The 17,638-nt window shown below is 40.4% G+C and carries 13 protein-coding genes; 10 read left to right on the top strand and 3 right to left on the bottom strand.

Features of this window, described 5'->3' with window-relative positions:
• Positions 1-39: 39 nt before the first annotated feature.
• Together H9X96_RS15265 and H9X96_RS15260 are read left to right on the top strand one after the other, a co-directional pair.
• Entirely contained in the window at positions 40-1,266 is a 1,227-nt protein-coding gene (locus H9X96_RS15265; protein ID WP_187667127.1) for an alanine dehydrogenase, read from the top strand.
• Positions 1,267-1,269: 3 nt separating this feature from the next.
• A complete protein-coding gene (locus H9X96_RS15260; RefSeq protein WP_187667126.1) occupies positions 1,270-1,956 on the top strand; it encodes a M15 family metallopeptidase in 687 nt (228 codons plus the stop codon).
• Here H9X96_RS15260 and H9X96_RS15255 read toward each other — a convergent pair.
• Positions 1,951-2,454, bottom strand: coding sequence for a histidine phosphatase family protein (locus tag H9X96_RS15255; protein WP_187667125.1), 504 nt, complete (start codon positions 2,452-2,454; stop codon positions 1,951-1,953). The genes H9X96_RS15260 and H9X96_RS15255 overlap by 6 nt on opposite strands.
• Positions 2,455-2,626: 172 nt before the next feature.
• On the opposite strand from H9X96_RS15255, the gene H9X96_RS15250 reads away from it, so the two are divergent.
• The 3 genes from H9X96_RS15250 (at position 2,627) to H9X96_RS15240 (ending at position 5,163) form a co-directional block, all read left to right on the top strand.
• On the top strand, positions 2,627-3,877 hold the full coding sequence (locus H9X96_RS15250) for an aspartyl protease family protein (protein WP_187667124.1): 1,251 nt from the start codon (positions 2,627-2,629) through the stop codon (positions 3,875-3,877).
• A 60-nt stretch (positions 3,878-3,937) separates the two neighbouring features.
• Positions 3,938-4,876 (top strand): hypothetical protein, encoded by a 939-nt coding sequence (locus H9X96_RS15245; RefSeq protein ID WP_187667123.1) that lies wholly within the window; start codon positions 3,938-3,940, stop codon positions 4,874-4,876.
• Between the two features lie 95 nt (positions 4,877-4,971).
• Positions 4,972-5,163 carry a cold-shock protein gene (locus H9X96_RS15240; RefSeq protein WP_008241764.1) on the top strand — a complete coding sequence of 64 codons (192 nt, stop codon included), beginning with the start codon at positions 4,972-4,974 and terminating at the stop codon, positions 5,161-5,163.
• 87 nt (positions 5,164-5,250) lie between these two features.
• Here H9X96_RS15240 and H9X96_RS15235 read toward each other — a convergent pair whose 3' ends face one another.
• Entirely contained in the window at positions 5,251-6,072 is an 822-nt protein-coding gene (locus H9X96_RS15235) for a glycerophosphodiester phosphodiesterase family protein (protein ID WP_255431134.1), read from the bottom strand.
• A gap of 122 nt (positions 6,073-6,194) precedes the next feature.
• Between H9X96_RS15235 and H9X96_RS15230 the strand changes: the two genes are divergently transcribed.
• From H9X96_RS15230 to H9X96_RS15210, 5 genes are all read left to right on the top strand, one after another.
• Positions 6,195-9,512, top strand: a complete 3,318-nt coding sequence (locus H9X96_RS15230) for a DUF4175 family protein (RefSeq protein WP_187667122.1) — start codon at positions 6,195-6,197, stop codon at positions 9,510-9,512.
• Between the two features lie 12 nt (positions 9,513-9,524).
• Positions 9,525-9,971, top strand: coding sequence for an rRNA maturation RNase YbeY (gene ybeY / locus H9X96_RS15225; RefSeq protein ID WP_187667121.1), 447 nt, complete (start codon positions 9,525-9,527; stop codon positions 9,969-9,971).
• A gap of 588 nt (positions 9,972-10,559) precedes the next feature.
• The gene (locus H9X96_RS15220) at positions 10,560-12,422 is read left to right on the top strand and encodes an ABC-F family ATP-binding cassette domain-containing protein (RefSeq protein ID WP_187667120.1); all 1,863 of its coding nucleotides are present in this window, start codon (positions 10,560-10,562) and stop codon (positions 12,420-12,422) included.
• A 1,038-nt stretch (positions 12,423-13,460) separates the two neighbouring features.
• Positions 13,461-15,323 (top strand): tRNA uridine-5-carboxymethylaminomethyl(34) synthesis enzyme MnmG, encoded by a 1,863-nt coding sequence (gene mnmG, locus H9X96_RS15215; protein WP_187667119.1) that lies wholly within the window; start codon positions 13,461-13,463, stop codon positions 15,321-15,323.
• 143 nt (positions 15,324-15,466) lie between these two features.
• Positions 15,467-17,095, top strand: coding sequence for an Ig-like domain-containing protein (locus tag H9X96_RS15210; RefSeq protein WP_187667118.1), 1,629 nt, complete (start codon positions 15,467-15,469; stop codon positions 17,093-17,095).
• Positions 17,096-17,128: 33 nt separating this feature from the next.
• Here the strand turns inward: H9X96_RS15210 and H9X96_RS15205 are convergent, their stop codons facing one another.
• Positions 17,129-17,638 carry a gamma carbonic anhydrase family protein gene (locus tag H9X96_RS15205; protein WP_187667117.1) on the bottom strand — a complete coding sequence of 170 codons (510 nt, stop codon included), beginning with the start codon at positions 17,636-17,638 and terminating at the stop codon, positions 17,129-17,131.

Below are 17,638 nucleotides of genomic sequence, written 5' to 3'. Positions count from 1 at the left end.
GTATTTTGCTTATTTTGAGGACAAATATCTATAAATAAAATGGCTACAGGATTACGGGAAGGAATGGCCTCTATTGCTCAAAAAGGACTGATACAGCCCAAAGAGACCATGTCGGAAATCAACAAAAAAACCAATAGTCTTTATATTGGCATACCCAAAGAAATTTCATTTCAGGAGAACAGAATCGCATTAACCCCATTGTCTGTTGCTTTGCTGATCAATAACGGTCACCGGGTAATTATTGAAAGTGGTGCTGGAATTGGCGCTAATTTCTCCGACAATGATTACAGCGAGCAGGGTGCCACCATTTCATTTCATAAGAAAAGCGTCTTCGAGGCCGATATACTGGTTAAGATTGCACCACCAACCCTGGAAGAGATTGGGATGATGCACAAAGGGCAAACACTCCTCTCTGCATTGCAAATGGGTGGCCTGAAAGAAAATTATCTGAAAGCTTTATTGAATAAAAAGATCAATGCCCTCTGTTTTGAAAACCTGCGTGATGAAGGTGGAATTTTAAGTGTGGTACGGGCGATGAGTGAAATTGTTGGGGCCACCTCAATTTTCATTGCGGCAGAATACCTGAGCTCCGCTACCGGAGGCAAAGGATTGATGCTTGGCGGCTTTACCGGAGTTCCTCCAACCGAAGTGGTCATTTTAGGGGCCGGAACGGTCGGAGAATACGCCGCGCGTACGGCACTATCTCTAGGTGCGGAAGTAAAAGTATTCGATAGTTCCCTATACCGCCTTAGAAGGCTCCAAAATAACTTAGGAAGCAGGGTCTTCACTTCGGTGATGCAACCGATCGTTTTAGGTAAGGCAATTACCACCTGTGACGTGGTGATCGGAGCAATTCGCGCCAATCATGGCCGAAGCCCTTGCATTGTGATGGAAGAAATGGTGATGCGGATGAAACCGAACTCAGTGGTCATCGATGTGAGCATTGATCAGGGCGGCTGCTTCGAAACTTCCGAAGTGACCAACCACAGCAACCCAGTATTTAGAAAACATGAGGTCATTCACTATTGTGTTCCAAACATTGCTTCGCGAGTACCAAGAACAGCCTCTTATGCACTGACCAATATTTTTGCGCCGATCCTATTAGACATCGGCGACCTTGGTGGCCTGACCGGCGTGATCTGGAGCAAACCTGGAATTCGGGAAGCCCTATATATATATCAGGGTCACCTGACGAATAAAGACCTGTCCAATATGTTTAACCTTCCCTTTAAGGATATTGAACTCCTGGTGGTCTCTAATCAATAGAAAATGATCCAATCCATTTGTCTGCTCTTGCTGAGCTCCTTGTTTTTCCAGGAACCAGCCGCAGAAAAAAAAGCCATTTTAAAACCGTTAAAGGTGGTACGTAGTTTTACTGCGTACAAACAGGCTTATGTCCAGGATCCCAATCAAGAGCTGCTGGAATTGAAAAAAGAAATTCCAGGTCTTGCCTTGGACATTCGATACGCAACGACAAATAATTTTATGAAGCTCGCCGTTTACAAACAAGCCAGGGCTTTTGCCAGAAGACCGGTGGTCATGCAATTGAAAAAGGTACAGGCGGTTTTAGCCAAAAAAGGATATGCCTTGAAAATTTATGATGCCTACCGACCTTATACTGCCACAAAAATGCTCTACCAGAAAGCGAGCAACAAAAACTTTGTTGCCCATCCAAAAACAGGGTCCAGACACAATAGAGGCTGTGCCCTTGACCTGACTTTAATCTCTTTGAAAACCGGAAAAGAACTGCAAATGCCTACTCCTTATGACAGTTTTTCACCATTGGCTGCGGCAAATTATCATCAGCTGCCCCCTGCAGTATTAAAAAACCGCAACCTACTTATACAGGTGATGCAAGCACATGGTTTCCGGGTACTGTCAAACGAGTGGTGGCATTTTGATTTTCAGGGCTATAAAAACTATGACCTGCTGGACATTCCTTTTGAAAAGTTATAGCTTTCCATAATGGCCCTCCTTTAGCTTTACCCGATCCTCCTTGATCTCTATCAGAAAAATATGACTGTATTCATCTTCTGTGATCTCTTTCAGTGTACTCGTCGCTTTAAATGCGGCGATGATCCCCAAAAGTCGGTTAGAATGTCCACAAATGACGATATTTTTTCCTTTATAGGTATGTAGAATCGTATCTGCCAATGCCTGATAAGCGGTAGATTTATACCGCTGTAAAGGCAATTGCTGTGCTGCTGCCAAAGGGGCCAATGTCGCTCTAGTTCTTTTATAGTCGGTGCTGAACAAGGCCGCCATTTTTTTTCCTTTCAGGTATTTAGCCAGAGCTACTGCCCGCTGTTCTCCTGCTTTGCTTAAGGCAGGGTCTTTATCTGCAGGGTCTTCGAGGCTTTTTTCTCCATGTCTGACAATCCATATTTTTGTAGTTTGGGCCTGTAAACTGTAACTGGCCGTTAAAATCAGTAGTAATATTAACAAACGTTTCATGTTGATCGTATTCGTATTAAAATTTCCTTTAAACTTAGCCCTAAACGAGGCCAATCCGGTGCTCGTTTAAAGATAAGCGAACCTGATAAAATACCTAGGTTACCTGTTGAATAAGTTTTGTTTTTATGCTTAAATATAATTTTCCTAGGAACTAATTTATTAAATTAGATCAATGAAACGGCTAGAATGCGCGATGAAATTAACAGGGCTTAAAATCCTGCTGCTCTTCCTGACCTTCGCTATGACTATAAAGTACGGCTATGCCCAAAATTTCGAGTTTTCAAATGACCGGAAGAAAGATGCCATCCATATGATCCTGATTAAAAATCTGGTGATTATTCCTGTTTACATCAATGATAAAGGGCCATTTAACTTCATCTTAGATACTGGAGTTGGACCAATGATCATCTCCGATCCCAGTTTAACCGACAGTTTAAACATCAAAGACCTAAGGACCATCAAAATCGCTGGCCTGGGTAAAGGCGGCGAAATTGAAGCCTATGTGACCACTTCGTTGGAAGCAAGAATTGGAAAAGCAACGCTGGAACACATCCCAACGGCAATACTAAAAGAAGATCTGTTTCGCTTGTCCAGTTATGTAGGTATGCCAATTCATGGATTATTAGGTTATCACTTTTTCAAAAGTTTCATTGTAGAGCTTAAATACTCGAATAAGAGAGTCGTTTTCTATCTGCCTTCTTATGGTAAAAAGATCAAGGGAGAACGAATTGCTTTGGAAATGATCAACGACAAACCTTATGCAAAAATAGCCGTTGAATCGCCGGAATTGGGGTCTCTAACGTTAAAAATGCTGGTCGACAATGGCGCCAGCCATGCGATTTCTCTGGAATTATTAGATAAAAAGCCTTTCCCTTTACCCCCAGTGTCCATCCTGGCCAACCTGGGAATGGGTTTAGGCGGCCCCATTAGCGGGAGCATCGGCAGGATACCGATCTTTAGAATCGGCTCTTTTCAATTGAATGGGGTCCTAACTTCCTATCCAAAATATGAGGAGGTTGCCGGTAAGGTATTACGTCATGATCGGAATGGAAATCTGGGTGCCGATATATTGAGCCGTTTTGATGTCACTTTTGATTATGCCGACAGTGCCATGTATTTGCGTAAAAATGGGAATTTTAACCGTCCATTTCAGCACGACATGGCCGGAATGGAGATATATTCAGACGAGACCCAGCTAAAGCGCTATTATATTGGCAGACTTGAACCAGGCTCTCCAGCGGAAATAGGTGGCCTGGAAGCCGATGATGAGATCATCTTTCTAAATTTCCTACCCGCCAGCGGTTATTCATTAACAGAGCTCAACAAGGTTTTCCGGGAAGGAAATGACAAAACCGTTATCGTTACGATCTTAAGGAAGGGGCAGCTCAACATTAAGGTGATAAAACTGAAACAAAGAATATAAAATCTCTTGATTCTTATAACTTTGCCATTAGAATTAATCCATGACCATTATTTTCTTTGCATGTCCAAAAAGCTCATTTATATCTTATTAGCTGTCATTAGTGTTTTGCTGAGCTGTAACGCTGAAACCAATCAAGAAAGAAGAAATCGCGCAAGAGAACTGTCTTTTGATACGATAAAAGGCATTAAATACCATGAAGTAAAGCGACGTTTCAGTACCGGCTTGTCTTTTAATGAGATGGGTTTCCAGCAAGAGCCAAGCTGGATCATTCAATTCAAGTCAAACGACTCCATCATGGCTTATAGTCCTCAGAAGAAGAGAATGCAGACCTTTTTTCTGCAATATGACCATGGAGACGTCTATAATTTCGCAAAAGAGTGGTTTAGAATTAAGAAAATCAGCAAAGACAGCCTTTTGATGCAGCGTTTGCAGGTCGTGAGAAAGGAAATTGCAAAAGACATCCGATCAGACGTAAACATCACCTATTATTCGGAGGACTACATTCAAAAAGTGCTTAAAACTACGCCCGAACAGCTGCAAAAGCCAACAAAAGCAGACACTTTATATATTCAAAAATTAAGCGACGCGTCTAACCAACATCCTTCAGAGCTTAAGCTGGCTTTCGCTGGCCGTCAGCCGGTCGTATTTCAACCATTGAGCGACATGATCAAGGTAGAAAAGTTAAACGTCGTAGACCGGCTTAATGGTAAAACCGAGGCTTATGACTACCTGTTTCCGAGATATCGCATAGACATCTCAAAGGCTTATGAAGACTTCGGGTATGAGTTTACGGCAGTAGTGGATGCGAAGGGAAAAATGCATCTCGGAACCTTCCGTATTTCGGATCCAGCGAATTATGAGCCAAGGAAAAAAACATTGGAGGCCATTATCAATGTATACCTCCAAAACCTATTAAAAATCACTCCAGGCAGTACCCTTGGAATCCCTCATTCCAGCGAAATAACCGTGATTATTGCCGGAAAAAAGGCAGCTAAATAAACGCATGAATTCGACGTTTTGAGAAAAGTTTCGCCTGTGTGTATTATAGAAAATATTACGTATCTTGCACACTTAATTTATTAATAAATAATACAATGCAAGAAGGAACAGTAAAATTTTTTAATGTAACTAAAGGTTTCGGATTCATCATTCCAGCTAACGGAGATAGCGAAATTTTTGTACATTCAACAGGCCTTATCGATGAAATTCGTGAAAACGACAAAGTTGAATACGATGTTGAAAGCGGTAAAAAAGGGTTGAATGCGATTAATGTTAAAGTAATCTAGATTATTAAAAACATAATTGTACAGCATCGCGAGCAATCGCGATGCTTTTTTTGTTTTAAACGTATTTTCTTTACTGAATAATTTGGATTATTTCCTGGATTTAAGGAGACCAAACAGCAGTTCTGGTTCATTGGTGGTAATGAATTCGATATGCTGATCCAGGAGACGGTTCATCTCTGCTTCAGTGTTCACGGTCCAGGCGTTTAAAGTCAGTCCAAGTGTTTTAGAATCTGTAAACCAGTCGTTATTTTTATAAACGGAGAAATGATAATCTGCTCCATAAAAACCGGCTTCCTTTAGCTGCTTCAACGACGCATCTCCGTTGAGGTACGCTACCTTTGCACCTGGCTGTAACGACAGTATTTCCAGACAGATCGGATAACTAAAACTGATATAGTCTACCCAAGCACCTGCGTTTAGCTTCTTTACCATGGCTATCGCCTTTCTGGTCATCTGCAAGTCCCTTTCTGCACTGACTTTTGAAGGCTTTAACTCCAGGATCAATTTGGTTCCTTTTTGTTTCTTTCCTGCCTTTAAATAAGCGTCCAGTGTTGGGATGCTTTCGCCATTGCTCAGTTTCTTTTCCAGCAATTCCTTATAAGTATGGCTGGCAATCGTCATTCCCAGAAAATCGTCATCATGGTTGACCACCAAAATACTGTCGGAAGTCATTTGTACATCAAATTCAGAGCCGTAACAGCCTAATTTTATAGCTTCATTTAAGGAAGCAATGGAATTTTCAGGCAGGCTTTTCTTCTTCCAGGCACCACGATGCGCAATCACCTGATTTTTATTCCAAGTTTCCGTTTTTTGCAGCACAGGAGCTATTGTTTTTTCCATCTCAGAAGTTTTTATTCCGGTTGTAGTAAATAACGTAGCCATCGCAATGGCATAAATTGAATTGATCATCTTATTATTGGTTTATAAATAGTACAAAAGACGAGATCCCAGCGTTAATTTAATGTTATGATGTCTTTATTTATCACAACCAAGATTCATTCCCTATATTTAAGCGTCATTATAGCTAATTCATGAACAGCAATTACGAGCTTTTAATTTCAAAAGTCAATGAATTTACGCAAAAGTTTTACCTGAACAAACTATTGCGGGGCAGCATTTATGCCGCTACTTTTCTTTTAGCGCTGTATTTATTGCTGTTCGTATTGGTTTATTACGCACAGCCGGGAATTCCCATGAAAACACTTTTGTTTTTCGGCTCTATCGCGCTTTCTGTGTTTGCTATTGCTATTTGGGTCATCAAACCTGCCCTTGCCTACTTTAAGCTGAGTAAAACCTTAAGTATCGAAGAAGCGGCAACGCTGATTGGCGATCACTTTTTCAATGTCAAAGACAAGCTGTTAAATACGCTCCAGTTAAAGGCCCTTGCAGATCAGCACCCGGAACACAATATGCTCATTATGGCAGGTATTGATCAAAAGATCAATGCCCTAAAACCAATTCCTTTTGGTACGGCCATTCGCTTAAATGACAATAAAAAATACCTCCCATATTCCCTTTTTCCATTGAGTATCATTTTGCTGATTGCCGTAATCGCACCTTCCATTTTAAGAGAAGGCACCAGCAGTTTTGTTCAATACAACAGAGAAATCTTACCGAAGGCGCCTTTTACCTTTCAATTGACCAATAAGACCCTAATCTGTGCTCAGGGAGACGACCTGACTTTGAAACTTAAACTTAAGGGGAATGAACTGCCGCAGGAGGTGTATATTTCTGACGGTCTGAATACCTATAAGCTGGAAAAAAAGGACAAAGCTACTTTTCAATATACCTTCAAAAATCTGCAGAAGAACAAAGAGATCCGCTTTAATGCAGGCGGTTTTAGTTCTCTTCCTTATGTAATTGAGGTGAAACCACGTCCAGCGATTTTAGCCATGACCGCCGATCTTCATTACCCGCCATATCTGGGTAAAAAAGACGAAACTATTGCCAATGCCGGTGATCTGCTAGTCCCTGATGGCAGTACTGTAACCTGGAAATTAAAAACCGCAAACAGCGACCAGATGGCTTTTATATGGGACAACAAGGAGCAGCTGATCCTTTCCAAAGACAATAATTTTACATTCAAAAGCACTTTACGCAAGAGTGGAGAATACAGGCTAAGCCCAAAAAACAGCTTTTTTGCGGGCAGTAAAGATTCTTTGATCCACCAGGTTGCGGTCATTGCAGATGAATATCCAAACATTACCGTTACAGAATCCCCGGATTCCTTGAGTAGTAAAGCCCTGTATTTCTCTGGAAATGTTTCAGATGATCATGGTTTCAGCTCGCTGAAATTCAGCTATGTAATTTCAGAAAATGGCCAGGCTAAAAATAAGATCAGCCAATCCATTCCGATTAAAAAGACACAATTAGAAAATGCGTTCTTCTTCTTCTGGGACCTGAATAAAGCAGGAATTAAACCTGGTCAGCAATTAGAATATTACTTTGAAGTATCCGATAATGATGGTGTGAACGGCCCAAAAACAACCAAATCTGCGCTAAAAACCTACGAGCTTCCTTCTGCACAACAAGTTGCTGAAAAAATCAACCAGGGCAGCCTGGCGGTAAAACAGAAAATGGAACAAGCCATTAAGCTCGCTGCTGCCGTAGAAAAAGAGAGTAAAAAACTTGGTGCCGGCTTATTGGATAAAAAAGCTTTAAATTTTGATGATAAGAAGCAGATTCAGCAATTGCTGGACAAGCAAAAACAGCTGGAAGAGTCGGTAAAATCGCTCAAAGAGCTGAATGAGAAGAATAATTTTGATAAGGAAGAAAATGCAGCGGCAAAAGATGAACTGCTCGAAAAACAAAAGAAAATCGACGAGTTGTTTAATAATGTGCTGGACGATAAGACAAAGGCCCTATTGGAGCAGCTGCAAAGCATGATGGATCAAAATAACAAGGACCAGACGCAGCAGGAGCTTTCCAAGATGCAGCTGGATCATAAATCTTTAAAGAATGAGCTGGATCGCATTCTTGAGCTTTACAAGCAATTGGAATTTGAACAAGGTCTGCAAAATAATATTGACCGGATAAAAGCAGTTGCCAAGGAACAGAAGGCACTTTCTCAGCAAAGTAAAGAACAGAAAAAAACAGCCTCAGAATTGAAACAGCAGCAGGAAGAACAGCGTGCTGCTTTTGAAGACATCCGAAAAGAATTGAAAAGTCTTCAGGAAAAAAATGAGCAGCTAGAACGTCCAAATCCTTTCCAGAACCCTGAGAAGGAGGCCAAAGACATTCAGCAGCAGCAAAAAGAAAGTAAAGAAAACCTGGAAAAAAACGACCGTAAGCAAGCAGCTGAAAACCAGCAGAAGGCAGCCGATCAGCTGGAGCAGCTGGCTAAAAAGATGGACGATATGCAGCAGGAATCTGCAGAAATGGAAAATAACCTCAATGTTCAGGAGCTGCGTCAATTACTGGAAAACTTACTTAAAACCTCTTTTGATCAGGAAAAAGTAATGCTTAACCTCAGAAAACTCAGTAATAATGATCCACTTTATACAGCCAATGTCCAGCAGCAAAGACTGATCAAGGACAACATGAAGACCATTGCCGATAGCTTGTTTTCGTTAAGTAAACGGGTGCCCCAGATTGAAAGCACGGTAAATGAGGAGCTACAAAAGATCAACTTCAACATGGATAAGAGTCTGGATAACCTGGGCGAAAGAAATACTGCAGCGGCAAATAAGAACCAGCAGTATACGATGACTTCCATCAATAACCTTTCATTAATGCTCAATGAGGCGCTGGAACAACTGCAGAAGATGAAGAAAAACTCCAGTGGCAGTGGTAAAGGAAAACAGAAACAAAGTATGAAACAGCTGCAGCAAATGCAGGATCAGCTCAACAACAGTATGCAGAAAGCAAAGGATCAGCTGCAAAAATCGGGCAATAAGGGCACTGTTCCAAAGGGGCAGATGTCTGAAGAGTTTGCGAAGATGGCACAGCAGCAGCAGATGATCCGGGAAGCTTTGGAAAAGATCAACCGGGAAGAGAATAAAGACGGTAAATCTGGTTTGGGCAACTTGAATCAGATGATCAAGGATATGAAGTCGACAGAAACTGATTTGGTGAATAAGCGCCTGGAACAGGAAACGCTGAACCGCCAGAAAGAACTCCTGACTAAACTTTTGCAGGCAAATGATGCGCAAAGGGAGCAGGAGCAGAATTCAAAAAGAGAAAGTAGAGCTGGGAAAGAATTCCCTCCTTCCTATCAGCAAATGCTGGAAAAGTTCCGGAAAAATCAAAAAAATGAGACCGAATGGATCCAAAAGTTGCCGCCCAGTATGAACTACTATTATAAAAATAAAATTGCGGAATATTTTAAATTGCTAAATTTGGCCCAATAATTCTATATCCAGATGGCAAAACCAGCAGTTCATTTTTTCACCGAAGACCTTAGTTATACCCTTAAAAAGAAAACCATGCTTAAGGCCTGGATCAAGGCTATCATTGAAAAAGAAGGTTATTCATTACAAGAACTGAACTTCATTTTATGCTCAGACGAGTATTTACTGCGTATAAACCAGGAATACCTAAATCATGACACTTATACTGATGTCATCACTTTTGACAACTCAGATGAGCTTAAAATGATTGTAGGAGATATATTTATCAGTCTGGAGCGCATTCAGGAAAATGCAAAAACATTTAAGCACACTGTAGCGGATGAATTGTACCGAGTGATGGCTCACGGCACCTTGCATCTTTTGGGTTATAAAGACAAGGGTAAAGCAGCAAAAACATTGATGACGCAGAAAGAAGATGAATCTTTGGCTTTGTTTAAATCGATGGAATCTGCCGTTTAAAGTAGTTCGCGTTGATAGGTTATATCCGTCTGTTCGTCGAAATTAAAGCACAGATGGTCTAATGAACGTCAATTTTTTGAAACGTTTTTCCTGGGCCTGCGTCTTATTAATGAAAGATTTTTCGCAAACCTAAAACCAGGAAACCATGAAAACCACCATAAAAAAATTACTGATTGGCGCCACTGCTGTCATTATCCTTACCGGAACAAAGTTTGGCATCAAGTCCGTTGAAAAGACTGTTTCTTTAACGCATACGATTAAATAGTGTTACTGATCTTCCATTTTTAGCGCTAAAACCAAGCCTTTTTCTAAAGTAGTGTGCCGGTGACTGGCTGGTACACTTATCGTTAAGCCTGCTGCTTTTCAGGGTCTGACTTGTTCAATTCTGTCATTTTTAAATGATTTACTGCTCCCCGATACGGAAAATACTTTTCACAATCCAGCTGCCCTATCTGAATATTTTTTACCCAATTGGCTGATTTTTAATGGGGAAAATCGATTCATGTTCAATAGGCTCAACTCTATACCTAAGAATTATTGCTTACTTTTGCAGTAATTTCATACATAAAATATCGTTAAACACAGACTTTGAGTACACTAATTGCAGCCGAAAACTTAGGCCATGCTTACCATGATGAATGGCTATTTAAAAATTTGACCCTGGGGATTCAACCTGGACAGCGCGTCGCGTTGGTTGGTATAAACGGTGCTGGAAAAAGCACCTTACTGAAATTACTTGCCGAAAGGTTTAATCCTCTGGAAGGTAAAATCGTGAAGAATAAATCTGTTAAAATAGGATTTCTGGATCAGGAGCCTTCTTTTCCAGATGGTCACTCGATTAGCGATTTCATCTTCTCTACGGAAAACAAACAGCAGCAACTGATCAAAGAATATGAGGAACTGATTGAAGATCCAAACCCGGATGAAAAAACATTGAACCGCCTATACGAAGAATTGAGCGAGCACAATGCCTGGGAATACGAGCATGAAATTAAAACAATTTTAAGCCGTATGGGAATCACTCATCTGCAACAGCAGATCTCTACCCTATCTGGAGGCCAGAAAAAGCGTTTGGCGCTTGCAAAGCTATTGATAGAGGACCCTGAGATCTATGTATTGGATGAGCCTACCAATCACCTGGACATTGATACGATCGAATGGTTAGAAAAACTATTGACTTCCGGCAATAAAACTATATTGTTAGTTACACACGACAGGTACTTTTTGGACAATGTTTGTAACACGATTGTAGAGTTAGACAGAGGAAAGATTTACAATTATAACGGCAATTACGCTTACTTCCTGGAGAAGAAATCTGAGCGTGAAATGGCAGATGAGAGTACTTTTCAGAAAAATAAGAACCTCTTGAAAAAGGAACTGGAATGGATGAGAAGAATGCCTGCTGCACGTACTACCAAGTCTCAATCACGTATTGATGCTTTTTATGACCTGGAAAGCAAAACCAAACAAAGATCTGACAATCAAAGCGTTACGCTTAATGTAAAAATGGCTCGTCAAGGGAATAAAATCCTGGAACTGGACCATATTGGTCAGTCTTTCAATGGCAAACCCATCATTAATGATTTCAGCTATACTTTTAAACGTGCAGACCGCATTGGTCTTGCAGGTAAAAATGGTACGGGAAAATCTACTTTACTGAACATCATTACTGGATATCTAACGCCTGAAAAAGGAAAAGTAAGTACTGGTGAAACTACTGTTTATGGTTATTATAAGCAAGGTGGTTTAGCCTTCAATGAGAAAGAAAGAGTAATTGATATCGTAAAATCTGATGCAGAATATATCAAAATGGCCGATGGCCAGACGATCTCTGCCTCACAATTATTGACCTTGTTCCTCTTCCCTCCTAAGAAACAGCATGGGATGGTTGAAAAGCTAAGCGGTGGTGAAAAGAAAAGATTACACCTGATGAAGGTGTTGATGCAGAATCCTAATTTCCTGATCCTGGATGAGCCAACTAACGACTTGGATATTGATACGCTGAACGTATTAGAAGAGTTCTTAGAGAACTTCCCAGGTGTATTGATCCTGGTATCTCACGATAGGTATTTACTGGATAAGATGAGTGAGCAATTGTTCATCATGGAAGGCAATGGAGAAGTAGGAATTTACAATGGTAACTACTCTGAATATAGAATCAGTTTAGAGACACCAAAAGAAAAGGCACCAGCAAAAACGAAGGAACAGCCTGCTCCGCAAGCAGCAGCAAGTCCGGTTAAAAAGCGGTCCTTTAAAGAGCAGAAAGAACTGGAAGATTCGGAAGCGAAGATCGCTGAACTGGAAGGAAAAATTCAGGAATTGAGCAATTCTCTCCTGACGATCGACAGTGCCGACTATACCAAAATACAAGAAATTTCTAAAACGATTGAGGGCTTAAATCAGGAATTGGAAACAGTTACTGAACGCTGGTTAACATTATCAGAACAATAAATCCTAACCATTATCCCCGCCTGAATCATGAGTATTCAGCTGGGGATAATTGAACATTTTCTCCTCTCTGCAGGATTTATTCATGATCGATTTCCAGCCCTTTTAAATGATATAAAAGAAATTCTTCAGGACGATTGGTTAGAAACCTTCCCTCCTGCTGCTTTCAAAAAACAACAAATTGTTCTTTCTCATTTTTAATAATTTAAATGCATTGAAAGCGAAATTGCTTTTTTTTCGGTTTCAGTCATAGATCGTTTTGCAGGGTTCATTTGGTTTTTGCAGGAAAAAACTCCTGAATATAGTTGGGCTGGCTTATAAAAATTGCTTGTGATCATGAGCTAATTGGATTGATTTAATATTGAGCTCATCGATGTTTATGATCAATTGGCCACCGTTAAAAGATCAAATCCCTCTTGGATTTGTCTCTTATTTCCACCATAGAAACAAGGAATCATGAGTTTTGAAAAAGGAGGAAAAGATTCCAGGAGTTAAAACAAATACACTTTAATAAGCAGCCTATGTTATTGCTGATGATTGGAAAAATTGGGTAAGTACCGGGACTTACTTCCCCTTTGAATGACAGCAAGCCAAGGGAGAATACAGCAAGCTGAGGGTAATTTGATGCATCAGCTATTCCCTAAACAATACCAGAGGAAGCTGCTGAAAGCGGAAGATCATCTATAAAAAGCATCCTTGGCACAAGCAATTTCAGATAGTTAGCAAAATATAAAAGCAAGCATCATTTGAAGCGATGCTTTAAATTGAGTTCCAATTAAGATAGGCGCTGCTGTAGTTTGAAAGTCAAGCATTTTGAAATCATTCAAACTGCAAAACCTCCTTTATTAGGAATAGAATGGCTACTCCTTAAATCGGTAAACACAAAAAAAAGAAAGAATAAAAGAGAGAGGAATTAGCTCCTCTCCACTATTAAATGATTAATTTTAACTTATTGTTTCACGTGAAACATCAGCGCTTAACAGCGGGCATATTTATGCGTTCCACGTGAAACAATTTTTAAGCGATATAAAAACACAGGTAATGTTTAAAGAATATGATGTTATAGTAGTAGGTGCCGGACACGCAGGTTGTGAAGCCGCCGCCGCTGCTGCCAATCTTGGATCTTCAGTTTTGCTGATCACCATGAATATGGAAACTATTGCACAGATGAGCTGTAATCCAGCCATGGGTGGTGTAGCAAAAGGACAGATCGTAAGAGAGATTGATGCCATGGGTGGATACTCTGGAATCATCAGTGATAAGACTACTCTTCAATTCAGAATGCTGAACCTTTCGAAAGGTCCGGCAATGTGGAGTCCTAGAGCTCAAAACGACAGAAAGAGATTTGCTGAAGAATGGAGATTAGCATTAGAACGTACACCTAATGTAGATTTCTGGCAAGACATGGTGAGCAGTCTACTCATTAAAAACAATACAGTCATCGGTGTTAAAACTTCTTTAGGAATTGAGATCAAAAGCAAATCAGTTGTTTTAACAAATGGTACTTTCCTAAATGGATTAATCCATATTGGCGAGAAGAAATTTGGTGGAGGACGAACAGCAGAAAGAGCGGCAACTGGTTTAACTGAGCAATTGGTAGAACTGGGTTTTGAAGCCGGAAGAATGAAGACCGGTACTCCACCCCGAGTGGATGGCCGATCGTTAAATTATTCCGTAATGGAAGAGCAATGGGGTGATGAAAATCCTGGTCGCTTTTCTTATACCAATGTAGAACGCCCAACAGAACAACGTTGCTGCTGGATTACCTATACCAATTCTGAAGTGCACGAAACACTGAAAGAAGGATTTGAAAAATCTCCAATGTTCACTGGTCGTATTAAAGGATTGGGCCCGAGATATTGTCCTTCTATTGAAGATAAGATTAATCGTTTTGCAGAAAGAGAAAGACACCAGATTTTCGTAGAGCCAGAAGGATTACATACCTGCGAAATCTATGTCAATGGCTTCTCTACTTCTTTACCAGAAGATGTACAATATAGAGCACTGACTAAAATCCCAGGATTTGAAAATGCTAAAATGTTCCGTCCTGGATATGCGATAGAATATGACTTCTTCCCGCCTACTCAATTGTCTTTAACGCTAGAGACAAAAATGATCAGCAATTTATATTTCGCTGGTCAGATCAATGGAACTACGGGTTATGAAGAAGCCGCGAGTCAGGGCTTTATTGCGGGTATCAATGCGCATCAAAAAGTGAATGATTTACATGAGCTGATCATGAAGCGTTCTGAATCATATATTGGTGTATTGATCGACGACTTGGTGACTAAGGGAACCGAAGAGCCATACCGTATGTTTACTTCCAGAGCTGAGCACAGACTGCTGCTTCGCCAAGACAATGCAGACATCCGTCTATCTCCTATCGGTCATCAGCTGGGCTTGATCAGCGATGAGCGTTTAGAGATTGTAAAACAAAAGGTCGCCAATTCTGACGCCATTGTTGCCTTTGCCAAAAAGCAAAGTATTGACATGGAAGAGGCCAATGTGAAACTCGAAGAATTAGGGACCAGCACGCTGAACCAAAATGTTAAAATTATTAGTTTGCTGGGCAGACCGCAAGTGGGTATCGAAGACGTTCGTGAAATGAGTTCCCCATTTAAGGAGTACCTAAGTTCATTCGACAAAGAGACGGTAGAGCAGGCGGAAATCAAAATTAAGTATGAAAGTTATTTTGAGAAAGAACAGGAGATTGTAAACAAAATGCAAAAGATGGAAGATAAAGACATCAATCCTGACTTTGATTATGCTCAGCTGGGATCTCTTTCTAAGGAAGCCAGAGAGAAATTATTGAAGATCAAACCCCGCACATTGGGTCAGGCATCCAGAATTTCAGGAGTTTCTCCTTCAGACATCTCCGTCTTGATGGTTCATATGAGCAAATAATCCATAAACAACTGATAAAGAGTTAGTTAATTGAGTTTTCAAAGCCCTTTTAACTGACTCATTTAAATGAGTTTTAAGCGACTTTTAAAATTTTTTAATGTTATATATTAAAAAGAGTAATAAACTTAACACAACGCATATAAATGGCCAAAAATAGCATTGTACCGAACTTCAGGCTTTTTGCATCGCTCCTATTATTAATTTCTATAATATATGGCTGTGCGAGCATCCAGCAGCCTCAGGGCGGGCCCCGGGATACGGAGCCTCCAAAGGTGCTGAGTATGGAGCCTGAAAATTTAACGACAAATTTCAAGGCCAAGAAAATCCTCTTGGAATTCGATGAATATTTCAAACTTCAGAACGAAGGAAAAGAATTCTCGATTTCGCCGGAGCTAAAAGTCCCTCCCCTACTCAAGGTGAGAAAAAAGTTTTTAGAAATCTCGTTCCCAGACACCCTGGAAAAAAACACAACCTATACATTGAACTTCGGGAAGCTGATTGCGGATATCAACGAAAACAACGTCCTAAAGAATTTCTCCTATGTATTTTCAACAGGTCCGAAGCTCGATTCATTGAGCATCAAAGGCAAGGTCACCAATTCCATCACTGGCGAACCGGAAATTGAGGCGGTCGCATTTATCCTGCCCTTGGAAAGAGACACAATTTTTGGAAAAGGAAGGCCAGCAATTTATTCACTAACAGATAGCTCTGGTCATTACAGTCTCAACAATTTAAGAGAAGGCACTTATAAAATTTACGCCCTAAAGGAAAAAGGCGGAGATAAAATCTACCAGCAGAGTACAGACGAAATTGGTTTTATTAAAGAACCAATCGTCTTAAAAAAGAACCTGGATTCTGTAAATATTCAAGTCTTCAAAGAAGACGCCACCGTATTCCGGGTATTGGATAAACGGATCAATGCGGATGGAAGTATCAGTTTTGCTTTCAATCAGAAGTTGTTGAAACCGGAAGTCGTAGTGACAGATCCTCCTGCACTTAATGCAACAAAATATACTAAGTTTAATAAAAACAATGACTCCTTAAAAATCTGGCTAACCGAATTAAGTTTTGATTCTGCTAAAGTCAACGTCAATGAAAACGGAAAATTATTGCAGACCGTTATACTGAACCGCGGGAAAAAAGAAACTTACACCAGAGTTCTGACCGCAACAGATAACCTGGAGGATCGAACCTTAAATCCGAACAGACATTTCAAACTGACCTTCAATTTTCCAATTTTAAGCTCAGATGTAAATAAAATAGAATTATTGGAAGATTCGGTAAAGCGGACCAACTTTACGCTGGAAAAAGACAGCACCGACTTTCTATCTTATTACATTAAGTATCCTTGGCGCGTTAAAAAATCTTATGAACTCAAGTTTGAGACAGGCGCATTTACAGCGATCTTTAACACAAAAAATAAAGAGTTCAAGAAAGATTTCAAATTAGGGAGCAAAGATGATTACGGTACCTTAGTCCTAAAACTGATTGTTCCGGAAAAGGACAAAAGTTATATCGTAGAGGTGATCGACGCGAACAAACACGCAGTCAATAGTATGGTGATTACGAAGGATACCACCGTCACTTTTAACAACTATAAAGCGGGTAAATACTATACTCGAATTACCTACGATAGCAATAAAAACAAGAAATGGGATACTGGAAATGTGACCAAAGGCACACAGCCGGAAAAGATATGGAACGAACCCAAAGAACTCTCGATCAGAGCCCTTTGGGAAAGAAATGAAACCATTACGATTCCAAAAGAATAATAAACGATCGATCTGTTAGGACAGATCGATCGTTTATTTAAACCAGTCGGCATACATGATGTAGTTGTCCGGCAATTTATTTAGTAAAGCCCGTTGCTCTTCAGTAATGGGCTTTATTTTTTTAGCTGGTGTGCCTGCGTAGATATAGCCTGATTCACAATGCGTATTTTCCAAAACGACGGCTCCTGCGGCAATAATACAGTAATCTTCAACTACCGCATTGTCCATTACAATGGCAGCCATACCGATCAGGATATGGTCTTTTAAAATACAGCCATGAACAATCGCATTGTGCCCTATAGAAACTCTGTTTCCAATTACAGTTGCCGCCTTTAAATAGGTAGCATGGATCACTGCCCCATCCTGAATATTACTATCATTCCCAATAGTAATGGTATTTACGTCGCCTCGGATCACCGCATTAAACCAGACAGAACAGTTACTGCCCATGGTTACATCGCCAACAATCGTCGCATTTGGCGCAATAAAACAATTTTCTGCCCATTTCGGGTGCTTATCTTTCACTGGTAATATAACTGCCAT

The sequence above is a fragment of the Pedobacter sp. N36a genome (assembly GCF_014472395.1).
Taxonomy (GTDB): domain Bacteria; phylum Bacteroidota; class Bacteroidia; order Sphingobacteriales; family Sphingobacteriaceae; genus Pedobacter.
Note: the sequence above shows the minus strand (reverse complement) of the source record. Positions and strands in the feature narration are given on the sequence as shown.